Source organism: Paraburkholderia sp. EG286B, assembly GCF_040965655.1.
Lineage (GTDB): Bacteria > Pseudomonadota > Gammaproteobacteria > Burkholderiales > Burkholderiaceae > Paraburkholderia.
Genome location: NZ_JBFRCF010000008.1, coordinates 384,176 through 394,618, shown reverse-complemented (window position 1 = coordinate 394,618; position 10,443 = coordinate 384,176). Strand labels below are relative to the sequence as shown.

The window sequence follows — 10,443 nt, the reverse complement described above, 5'->3', positions numbered from 1 at the left end:
CCGCATCAAGCGCCCACACTTATCGGCTGTAAATTTTTAAAGATCGATCGCGAAAGCGCCGTTAAACCATCGAACTACCCGGCGTTTTCTGCGTTGCTGCGTCAGCAGCAGAGAAACGAGATTATGAAGAATCCTTTTCGCTTCGTCAACCCCTTTTTTTTCGCTCACCGCTTGAAAAAGCGGCCGACTCCTGCGTCCGCCGGTTTCCGCGGCGGCCCTCGCTGCCCTGACGTCTGAGACATCGAACTGCGAAGGGGGCGAATCTTAGCGCCCCCGCCGGCACTGTGCAAGGGGGAGGCGAAAATATTCCTCACTTCCGGGTAAGGACCTCCAGCGGCACCGCATTCGCCATCGCCGCGTAGCCCGCGTCGCTTGGATGGATGTGGTCGCCGCTGTCATAGCCATAACGCAGTCGCACGGGGTCCGCCGGATCCCGCAGCGCCGCGTCGAAGTCGACCACGCCGTCGAACGCCCCGCTCGTCCGGATCCACTGGTTCACCGCCGTGCGGATCGCCTCGCGCTCCGGCGGCAGCGATGCCGGCGTGAGCGTCGCGCCGAAGATGCGTACGCCGCGCCCGTGCGCCTGCGCGATCACGCGGCGGTAGCCCGCGATCAGGTCGTTCGCGTCCACGTGCGTATGAGGAAAGTCGCAGTCGAGGGCCGATCGCGCCGGCATCGCCTGGAAGTTGATGTCGTTGATGCCGATGAGCAGCACCACGGTTTTCACGCCCGGGTGTCCGAGCACGTCGCGGCCAAAGCGGCGCTCAAGCGCCTCGCCGTAGCAAGGCGAATCGCTCAGCAGCCGGTTGCCGCTGATCCCGAGATCGATCACGGCGAGATCCGTGCGCTGCGACTGCGCGATGCGGCGCGCCAACGCGTCCGGCCAGCGACGGTTCTGATTGAGCGAGGAACGCATGCCGTCAGTAATGGAGTCGCCGATCGCCGCGACCGTCGACGCCCCCGGCGCCGCGACCGTCGACGCCCCCGGCGCCTCGACCGCCAGCCCCGTCACCCACGCGTACTGCGTAAAGCGCTCGGTGAACGCGCCAATCGACGGATCCGCGACGTGATTGCCTGGACGCGAAACGTAATTCACCTGGCTCGCCACGCGATGCCACGCGACCATCTTTTGCTCAGGTCCCATATAGGAACTGATGGCGTAGGGCGCGTGCGCCTTCAGATCGATCTGCACCGGGTCGCTGTCGAGCGCGGCACCGGGCGGCACCGACACCGCCGCTCGCCCGCCGAAGGTCACATGCGCCGTACCCGCCTCGCTCGCCACCGCACCGCCCGCAGAAGGCGCAATCGCCATTGCCTCGATCACAAGCGGCGTGCGCCCATAGAGGTTGCTCACATGCACCCGCGCGACCGTGCCGCCCAGCGTCGGATACACGATTTGCCGAACGGTGCGCCCGGCGACCTCGGGCGCGCGGTACAGCGCCGGGAGCGCGTCGCGCTCGGGAATCGACTGCAGCGCCGTCGCCCAGCTCGTAACCCAGGGGCCCGAGGATTGATCGGCGAACGCCGGAGACCCGGCGCCAAGTGAAATGAACATTGCGGCCGCAGCCGCGAGGGGACCAAAGGAAATCTTCATCCGTGAACGAGTGCGCAGGCAAAGGCGCATTGTGCCCCATGGCCCGATGCACAGCCTTCCATCCGCCTGACAGTCGAGCAAACTAAACCAAGCAAAAGCCCGCGCACACGCCGCCCCACGCACAAATCCCAGGCAATCCCGCTGCCGCCCCGCTAAAACTCAGCTGTGGGTCCACATTTCTTTGCCCTACCTCAAAAAATTCATTTACCGACCGGTCGGTTGGTTTATACTGCGCGACATACCCAACTTCGACGAGAGCGTCTCCATGTACACGCAATCCCTCGACATCCCCGGCAACGTTGCTCCGCTCGACGCGGACGCAACCTCGCCGGAGCAGGCGCAGTTCGACGCCATCATGGCCGCCGACGGCAAGATCGAGCCGCAGGACTGGATGCCCGAAGCCTATCGCAAGACGCTCGTGCGCCAGATCTCGCAGCATGCGCACTCGGAAATCGTCGGCATGCTGCCGGAGGGCAACTGGATCTCGCGCGCGCCGAGCCTCAAGCGCAAGGCGATCCTGCTCGCCAAGGTGCAGGACGAAGCGGGCCATGGCCTCTATCTCTATAGCGCGGCGGAAACGCTCGGCGTTTCGCGCGACCAGCTCGTCGACGCCCTGCACGCCGGCAAGGCCAAGTATTCGAGCATCTTCAATTACCCGACGCCCACGTGGGCCGATGTCGGCGTGATCGGCTGGCTCGTGGACGGCGCGGCGATCATGAACCAGATTCCGCTGTGCCGCTGCACGTACGGTCCGTACGCGCGCGCCATGATCCGCATCTGCAAGGAAGAGTCGTTCCACCAGCGTCAGGGCTTCGACGCCCTGCTCGCCATGATGAGCGGCACCGACGCGCAGCGCGAACTCGTCCAACAGGCCGTGAACCGCTGGTGGTGGCCGGTGCTGATGATGTTCGGCCCGAGCGACGCCGATTCGGTCCACAGCAACCAGTCGGCCAAATGGGGCATCAAGCGCATCTCGAACGACGATCTGCGCCAGAAGTTCGTCGATGCCACGGTCGAGCAGGCCAAGGTGCTGGGCGTGACGCTGCCTGACGCCGATCTGAAATGGAACGAAGCGCGCGGCCACTACGACTACGGCACGATCGACTGGGAAGAATTCTGGCGCGTCGTGAACGGCGACGGCCCGTGCAACCGCGAGCGTCTCGGTACGCGCGTGAAAGCGCACAACGAAGGCGCGTGGGTGCGCGAAGCCGCCCTCGCCCATGCCGAAAAGCAGCGTCAGCGCGCCGAAAAGCACGCCGCTTGAGCACACCTCATACATGAATCAGGAAGGAAGGAGATCCACGATGAACAAGGAATGGCCGATCTGGGAAGTGTTCGTGCGCAGCAAGCAGGGCCTCGACCACAAGCACTGTGGCAGCCTGCACGCCTCTGACGCCTCGATGGCGCTGCGCATGGCGCGCGACGTCTACACGCGCCGCCAGGAAGGCGTGAGCATCTGGGTGGTGCCGTCGTCGGCAATCACGGCATCGGATCCGAACGAAAAGGCCGAGCTCTTCGAGCCGGCCGGCGACAAGATCTATCGCCACCCGACGTTCTACACGCTGCCCGACGAAGTCAACCACATGTAAGAGCGCAACATGACGACGCCCACGCCTGAACAACTCGCGTACGTGCTGCGCCTCGCCGATACGGCGCTGATCCTCGGTCAGCGCAATTCGGAATGGTGCGGCCACGGCCCGATCCTCGAAGAAGACATCGCGCTCGCCAACATGAGCCTGGACCTGATCGGTCAGGCGCGCCTGCTCTACACGCATGCCGCCACGCTCGAAAAGGCGCTCACCGGCCGCGAGCGCACCGAGGACGACTACGCCTACTTCCGCGCCGAGCGCGAGTTCGCGAACTACACGCTCGCGGAGCTGCCGCATTTCGGCCCGCTCGCCGGCACGACGCATTCGGCCAACGACTACGCCGTAACGATCGTGCGCAACTTCCTCTACGCCACGCTGATGGAGCATCTGTGGACCGCGCTGCTGCGCTCCGCCGACCCGCAACTGGCCGCGATCGCCGAGCGCTCGATCAAGGAAACGCGCTACCACGTGCACCATGCGCGTGAGTGGCTGATCCGTTTCGGCGACGGGACCGATGAATCGCACCGCCGCGCCCAGGCAGCACTCGACTGGCTGATGCCGTACACGCGTGAGTTCTTCAGCACCGACACCGTGGAAACGGCCGTGGCCGAAGCCGGCATCGCACCTCTAACGGCGCAGTTCGAAGCCGCGTGGCACGCCGACGTGGAAGCCGCGCTCGAAGAAGCCACGCTTACGCTGCCAGAGCAGGTGTTCCACATCACGACCGGCAAGCACGGCGAGCACTCGGAGCACATGGGTTTCGTGCTCGCCGAGATGCAGAGCCTCGCGCGCCAGCACCCGGACGCGCGCTGGTAAGCATCCCAGCAGGAACAGAGGAAGTCACGATGCAAGCAACGGCAGATCACGCGGTCGAACGCGCCTGGGAAGTGCTGGAATCGGTGCCCGATCCGGAGATTCCGGTCGTGTCGATCCGCGAACTGGGCATTCTGCGCGACGTGCGCCGCGCCGACGACGGCCAGATCGAAGTGGTCATCACGCCCACCTACTCCGGCTGCCCGGCGATGTCGCAGATCGCGGAGGACGTCGCGCACGCGCTCGACGCCGCCGCGCTCGCGCCCTACCGCATCGCGACGACCCTCACGCCCGCGTGGACCACCGACTGGATCACCGACGAAGCGCGCGAGAAGCTGCGCGCCTATGGCATCGCGCCGCCCACGGGCAACTGCGGCTCCGCGCCGCAATCGGCCGAACAGCCGATCACCTTCATCGCGAAACCGAAGCCGTTGCCCGCGCCCGCCTGCCCGCACTGCGGCTCGCAGCACACCGAACGCCTCGCGCAGTTCGGCTCGACCGCTTGCAAGGCGCTCTACCGCTGCATCGACTGCCGCGAACCCTTCGACTACTTCAAACCGTACTGATATGGCCACTCCGCAATTCCATTCGCTGCGCATCCGCGAAGTGCGGCCCGAAACCGCGGACGCGGTCTCTGTCGCTTTCGAAGTCCCGCCCGAGCTGCGCGAGGCATTTCGCTTCACCCAGGGGCAGTTCGTCACGCTCAAGACGCACATCGACGGTGAGGAAACGCGCCGTTCGTACTCGATCTGCGTGGGCGTGACCGACTACGACCGCGACGGCGAGCTGCGCATCGGCATCAAGCGCGTGCGCGGCGGGCGTTTCTCGAACTTCGCGTTCGAGCAGCTCGCGCCCGGCCACGAGATCGACGTGATGACGCCCGATGGCCGCTTCTTCACGCACCTGAACGCCGAGCACGGCAAGCATTACGTGGCATTCTCGGGCGGCTCGGGCATCACGCCCGTGCTCGCGATCATCAAGACGACGCTCGAAACGGAGCCGCGCAGCGCGTTCACGCTCGTGTACGGCAACCGCAGCGTCGACGCGATCATGTTCGCCGAAGAGCTGGAAGACCTGAAGAACCGCTTCATGAGCCGCTTCCGCCTCTACCACGTGCTTTCGGACGACCTGCAGGACGTCGAGCTCTTCAACGGCGTGCTCGATCAGGCCAAGTGCGCGGCGTTCCTCGAAACGCTGCTGCCCGCCGACGAGATCGACGAAGCCTTCATCTGCGGCCCCGGCCCGATGATGGACGCCGCCGAAGCCGCGTTCAAGGACGCGGGCGTGCCGCCGCAGAAGGTGCACGTGGAGCGCTTCGGCTCGCCGCTGCCGCAGGCGGGTGTGCCGAACGTCGAGATCACCGAAAACACGCCGGCCGCCGACCTCGAAATCGTCATCGACGGCAAGAAGCGCAAGATGCGCCTGCCGTACGAGGGCGTGAGCCTGCTCGACGTCGGCCTGAAGGCCGGTCTGGCGCTGCCTTACGCGTGCAAGGGCGGCGTGTGCTGCACTTGCCGCGCCAAGGTGCTCGAAGGCGAGGTGAAGATGGACAAGAACTACACGCTCGAGGAGCAGGAAGTGAAGGACGGCTTCGTGCTCACCTGCCAGTGCCATCCGGTGAGCGAGCGGGTGGTCGTGAGTTTCGACGAACGTTAAGGCGTTAGAGCAACAGCACGCTTTCGGCCCGCAGGCGATCCGCTTACACTAGGGGCCGCCCGCGGGTGTTGCAGCGCAGCGCTGCGACACCCGCGGGCGGCTCCTTTTGTTATTTGCGTGCTTTCGGGCTTACAGGGCGTTCAGCGTGAACGCAACGAGTTGTCGATGACCACGATTCACCTCATTTACGGCGAGCCGGCCGTGACGGCACTACGTCAGGCTCTCGAAGCGGCAGGCCGTCCGGACCGCGTGATCGCCCTGCGCGATGATCTGACGGTAGGCCCGTTGCGCGACATCGACGTGGCCGGCGACCCAGGCGTGGCGCAACGCGCCGCCTTCTGGGAGCGCCTGAGCGATGCGCCGCCAACCCTCGCCCACGACGACTGCGCGGCGTTGGGTACGCTCGAAGCCGACGACGCCCACGTAGTGATCTGGCACACGCACGACGCCGCCCACCAGCTCGCGCTGCGGCGTGTCTGCTACCGCTTGCGCGACGTCCCGCAGCGCCTGAACGAAGTGCGCCTGACTGCCGACGAAATTTCGGGCCCGAACGCCGCAGCCCGCATCGAGGCGCGCTTGCCCGACGCCGCGCCGATCTCGGTGCTGCGCATCACGCGTCTCGCGCTGGAGTGGCAGGAAGCCAAGTTCGCCAACGGCGAGACGCGCCGCTGGCGCGACAACACCTTCACGAGCGGCACGTGGAGCGACCTCGACGCCATGATCCTCGACGTGCTCGACGCCCATGAAGACCGCCCGGCGGGCGCATCCTGGCTCGCCAGCGACGTGCTCGGCGCGGCGCTCACGCGGGGCGGCGCCGGCTTCACGGTTGGCGAGCCCGTCGTGCTGTGGCGCCTGCGCGAGCTGTGCGCGGCCGAAGAACTGCGTCTGCGCGACGACATGTGCGCCGCCTGTGCCCCGCTCGCCGCTGCCGCGCGCGCCGCGCGTCCGCCGCTGCCGCAAACCGCCGCGCACCTTTCCCTCCCCCGCTGAATTCCCATGGCACGCACCCGAGCGCCCGACCACGAAACCCAACGCGACCAGATCCTCGAGCTCGCCGCCGCCAAATTCGCGCAAACGAGCTACCCGAGCACCTCGATGTCGGACCTCGCGGCCGCCAGCGGCACCTCGAAGGCGCGGCTCTATCACTATTACGAGAGCAAGGAAGCGATCCTCTTCGATCTGCTCGATCGCTACACCAAGCGGCTCATGCTGATCATCGCGGAGGTGGAAGGCGCGAGCCAGCGGCGTGGTCACGACGAGCGCGAGAGCTTCGCCGAGCTGATTCGCGCGTTTCTCGCCGAATACGAAACCTCGCACAGCCGCCACGTGGCGCTCCTGAACGACGTCAAATACCTCGTCGACGCCCAACGCGAGATCATCCTGAACCGCCAGCGCGACGTGGTCGCCGCCTTCACGCGCCAACTCGCGCGCGCGTATCCGGGCCACGTCACGAGCGAAAACCAGACTGCGCTGACGATGATGGTGTTCGGCATGATCAACTGGACGTTTACGTGGCTCAAGCCCGGCGGCCGCATGGGCTATCGCGACTTCGCCGAGCAGGTGATCGCCATGGTCGATCATGGTCTGAAGGGCGCCTGAAGGACGCCCGGACGGTGCTCCGGACGGTAGAAATTTTCGGGCCAGATTGCTGCAGTGCGACATGATGCGTCAGGGCAACAGTTGATCCGTCAAACGACCCGCTACGAATAAACGTTAATAATCAATCGGTTGCGCTTATATTTTTATTAATTAGGCGCAACACTCAAATTTGCACTCCGGGTTTTCCCTAGAGCGCACCCAGGGTTTCCGCTAGAATGCGTTTTGCGCTGCATCATGCGGCATGCATTTTAAGGAGAACCCACCATGACCCCGCTTTCGACCCAAGCCAACGTGCCGATCATTTCGTCCGCTCGTCCGCTGACGTCCGGACATGCGCCCGTCATGGTGCGAGTACTTACCTCGGCAGACCGCGAACGCCTGCTCGCGCACTTCCTCTCGCTCGACAGCGATGACCGTCTGCTGCGCTTCGGCCAGGCCGCGCCGGACCACGTGATCGAAAAGTACGTGCGCTCGATGGACTTCACGCGCGACACCGTGTTCGGCGTGTTCGACCATCAACTGCAACTCGTGGGCGTCGGTCATCTGGCCTACCTCCCGGCGGACGGCAACGGCCGCACGGCCGAGTTCGGCGTGTCCGTGCAGGAAAGCGCGCGCGGCCAGGGCATTGGCTCGAAGCTGTTCGAGCGCGCTGCCATCCGCAGCCGCAACACGCACGTCACCACGCTCTACATGCACTGCCTGTCGCGCAACTCGACGATGATGCACATCGCGAAGAAGTCGGGCATGAAGATCGAGTACGCCTACGGCGAAGCCGACGCCTATCTCTCGCTCGAGCCGGCCGACCAGAGCAGCATCATCGCCGAAATGCTCCAGGAGCAAGCCGCCGTGTTCGACTACGCGCTCAAGCGTCAGGCGCGCCAGGCCAGCAAGCTGATAGAAACGATCCTGCCGCAGGCTGTCGCGGCGTGACTCCTGCCCTTCGGGACAGACTGATGCATTGAAAAAGCGGCTTCGGCCGCTTTTTTTGCGTCTGCGTTACGGCGCCGCGCAGTCAGCGGATCGGCAAAGCCGTCGTTTCCTTGAACGTGTCGAGCGAAAAGCTGGATTTCACGTCGATCACCGAAGGATGGTGCAGCAACTGGTCCTGTACGAAGCGCGAGAAGTGCGCCATGTCCTCCACCTGCACACGCAGCAGGAAGTCCATGTCACCCGTCATCGCGTGGCAGGCCACCACCTCAGGCCAGGTCTGCACCGCCACACGAAACAGCTCGGCATGCGTCACCCCTTCGCGCCCGGCCGCGGTCGGCCCACGCTTTTCCAGCCGCACGTTCACATAGGCGAGCAGGTCGAGCCCCAGTTTCTGCGCATCGAGCAGCGCCACGTAGCTGCGAATCACGCCGCTTTCCTCCAGCCGCCGGATGCGTCGCAAACACGGGCTCGGCGAGAGATTCACGCGCTCGGCGATCTCCTGGTTCGAGAGCCGGCCATTCTCCTGAAGGATCGCCAGGATGCGCCTGTCGATTGCGTCCAATTCGATGCTTGCCATTTTCTGCCTTTCAAACATTCATTCAAGGCAGTTTATAGCGCAAATCGACGGTAACGCGACCCAACTCGCAAGTTTTCTCCCAATACGGCGGACTACACTGTGCAACACGAAATCTGATCTACATCAGTCAGGAGACAACCATGCAGGTCCCCAACTGGGAGAACCCCGTCGGCACCGACGGCTTCGAATTCATCGAATACACCGCACCGGACCCCAAGGCGCTCGGCAAACTGTTCGAACGCATGGGCTTCACGGCCATCGCGCGGCATCGCCACAAGGACGTGACGCTGTATCGCCAGGGCGACATCAACTTCATCGTCAACGGCGAACCCGATTCGTTCGCCCAGCGCTTTGCGCGCCTGCACGGCCCGTCGATCTGCGCGATCGCCTTCCGCGTGCAGGACGCCGCCAAGGCCTACAAGCACGCGCTCGAACTCGGCGCGTGGGGCTTCGACAACAAGACCGGCCCGATGGAGCTGAACATTCCTGCCATCAAGGGCATTGGCGACTCGCTGATCTATTTCGTCGACCGCTGGCGCGGCAAGAACGGCGCGGCGCCGGGCAGCATTGGCGACATCAGCATCTACGACGTCGACTTCGAGCCGATCGCGGGCGCCGAACAGAACCCGGTGGGTCACGGTCTCACCTATATCGACCACCTCACGCACAACGTCCATCGCGGCCGCATGAACGAATGGGCCGAGTTCTACGAGCGCCTCTTCAACTTCCGCGAAATCCGCTACTTCGACATCGAAGGCAAGGTCACCGGCGTGAAGTCGAAGGCGATGACCTCGCCCTGCGGCAAGATCCGCATCCCGATCAACGAGGAAGGCGGCGAGACGGCAGGCCAGATCCAGGAATACCTCGACGCCTATCACGGCGAAGGCATCCAGCACATCGCGCTCGGCACGAACGACATATACCGCACCGTGGATGGCCTGCGCGCCAGCGAAATCGCGCTGCTCGACACGATCGACACATACTACGAGCTCGTGAACCGCCGCATTCCGGGCCACACCGAGCCGCTCGAAGAACTCAAGAAGCGCAAGATCCTGATCGACGGCATGCCCGAAGACCTGCTGCTGCAGATCTTCACGGAGAACCAGATCGGCCCGATCTTCTTCGAGATCATCCAGCGCAAGGGCAACCAGGGCTTCGGCGAGGGCAACTTCAAGGCGCTGTTCGAATCGATCGAACTCGACCAGATCCGCCGCGGCGTGGTGCAGGACAAGGCATGACGCACTCGCGCCGATAAATTCGGCCAATGACAAACAAAAAGGGCGAAGATCGCACGATCTTCGCCCTTTTTGACTTTTGAATCCGCCGCCGCACACCCCGGCGCCGGATTCGGTGAATGGAATGCTGCGCGGATCAGCGCGGCATCAGGATTTGCGTTCGGCCTTCGTGGCCGGCATGGCGTTCGTATCAGCCTTCATGCTCAGCGTGTACTGGGCGCATCGAGTCGTCGCACTCTCGCCGCTCTTCGTGCTGGCGTTCGAATGCAGTGGCGCGCTCATGGCAAAGAACGCAGCCGAGACCGTCAGGAAGGTCTGGATATGTCGATTATTCATGCTGGACTCCTTTTTTAGACTGCCTGTTGCAGTAGTGCCCCTTTTAATAACTGTTAACAGCCAGGGAAGCTGCGCGGTTCGCACAGATGAGGGAGTTAGACAGGATATTCAAGT

At 64.2% G+C, this 10,443-nt stretch carries 13 protein-coding genes; 10 read left to right on the top strand and 3 right to left on the bottom strand.

Features of this window, described 5'->3' with window-relative positions; all coding sequences use genetic code 11:
* Window positions 1-237 (top strand): hypothetical protein (locus AB4Y42_RS20260; protein ID WP_368695113.1); only part of this gene is annotated, 237 nt, incomplete at its 5' end.
* 73 nt (window positions 238-310) lie between these two features.
* On the opposite strand, the gene AB4Y42_RS20255 is transcribed toward AB4Y42_RS20260, so the two are convergent.
* Window positions 311-1,555 carry an SGNH/GDSL hydrolase family protein gene (locus AB4Y42_RS20255; protein WP_368695112.1) on the bottom strand — a complete coding sequence of 415 codons (1,245 nt, stop codon included), beginning with the start codon at window positions 1,553-1,555 and terminating at the stop codon, window positions 311-313.
* Window positions 1,556-1,859: 304 nt separating this feature from the next.
* Between AB4Y42_RS20255 and paaA the strand changes: the two genes are divergently transcribed.
* The 8 genes from paaA (at window position 1,860) to AB4Y42_RS20215 (ending at window position 8,181) form a co-directional block, all read left to right on the top strand.
* Window positions 1,860-2,858 carry a 1,2-phenylacetyl-CoA epoxidase subunit PaaA gene (paaA, locus tag AB4Y42_RS20250; protein ID WP_368695111.1) on the top strand — a complete coding sequence of 333 codons (999 nt, stop codon included), beginning with the start codon at window positions 1,860-1,862 and terminating at the stop codon, window positions 2,856-2,858.
* 40 nt (window positions 2,859-2,898) lie between these two features.
* Window positions 2,899-3,183, top strand: coding sequence for a 1,2-phenylacetyl-CoA epoxidase subunit PaaB (gene paaB / locus AB4Y42_RS20245; RefSeq protein ID WP_028203445.1), 285 nt, complete (start codon window positions 2,899-2,901; stop codon window positions 3,181-3,183).
* A gap of 9 nt (window positions 3,184-3,192) precedes the next feature.
* On the top strand, window positions 3,193-3,999 hold the full coding sequence (gene paaC, locus AB4Y42_RS20240; protein WP_368695110.1) for a 1,2-phenylacetyl-CoA epoxidase subunit PaaC: 807 nt from the start codon (window positions 3,193-3,195) through the stop codon (window positions 3,997-3,999).
* Window positions 4,000-4,028: 29 nt separating this feature from the next.
* The gene (gene paaD / locus AB4Y42_RS20235) at window positions 4,029-4,562 is read left to right on the top strand and encodes a 1,2-phenylacetyl-CoA epoxidase subunit PaaD (RefSeq protein ID WP_368695109.1); all 534 of its coding nucleotides are present in this window, start codon (window positions 4,029-4,031) and stop codon (window positions 4,560-4,562) included.
* Between the two features lies 1 nt (window position 4,563).
* Window positions 4,564-5,652, top strand: coding sequence for a 1,2-phenylacetyl-CoA epoxidase subunit PaaE (paaE, locus tag AB4Y42_RS20230; RefSeq protein WP_368692281.1), 1,089 nt, complete (start codon window positions 4,564-4,566; stop codon window positions 5,650-5,652).
* Between the two features lie 165 nt (window positions 5,653-5,817).
* Entirely contained in the window at window positions 5,818-6,642 is an 825-nt protein-coding gene (locus tag AB4Y42_RS20225; RefSeq protein ID WP_368695108.1) for a DUF1835 domain-containing protein, read from the top strand.
* Window positions 6,643-6,648: 6 nt separating this feature from the next.
* Window positions 6,649-7,251 (top strand): TetR/AcrR family transcriptional regulator, encoded by a 603-nt coding sequence (locus tag AB4Y42_RS20220; protein ID WP_069264222.1) that lies wholly within the window; start codon window positions 6,649-6,651, stop codon window positions 7,249-7,251.
* 264 nt (window positions 7,252-7,515) lie between these two features.
* Complete coding sequence (locus tag AB4Y42_RS20215; RefSeq protein WP_368695107.1) at window positions 7,516-8,181, top strand: GNAT family N-acetyltransferase; 666 nt, start codon at window positions 7,516-7,518, stop codon at window positions 8,179-8,181.
* A gap of 82 nt (window positions 8,182-8,263) precedes the next feature.
* Here AB4Y42_RS20215 and AB4Y42_RS20210 read toward each other — a convergent pair whose 3' ends face one another.
* On the bottom strand, window positions 8,264-8,758 hold the full coding sequence (locus AB4Y42_RS20210) for an Lrp/AsnC family transcriptional regulator (RefSeq protein WP_368692284.1): 495 nt from the start codon (window positions 8,756-8,758) through the stop codon (window positions 8,264-8,266).
* Window positions 8,759-8,898: 140 nt separating this feature from the next.
* Between AB4Y42_RS20210 and hppD the strand changes: the two genes are divergently transcribed.
* Window positions 8,899-9,996 (top strand): 4-hydroxyphenylpyruvate dioxygenase, encoded by a 1,098-nt coding sequence (gene hppD / locus AB4Y42_RS20205; protein ID WP_069264228.1) that lies wholly within the window; start codon window positions 8,899-8,901, stop codon window positions 9,994-9,996.
* Between the two features lie 144 nt (window positions 9,997-10,140).
* Here hppD and AB4Y42_RS20200 read toward each other — a convergent pair whose 3' ends face one another.
* Window positions 10,141-10,329, bottom strand: coding sequence for a hypothetical protein (locus tag AB4Y42_RS20200; RefSeq protein WP_201699758.1), 189 nt, complete (start codon window positions 10,327-10,329; stop codon window positions 10,141-10,143).
* Window positions 10,330-10,443: the final 114 nt, after the last annotated feature.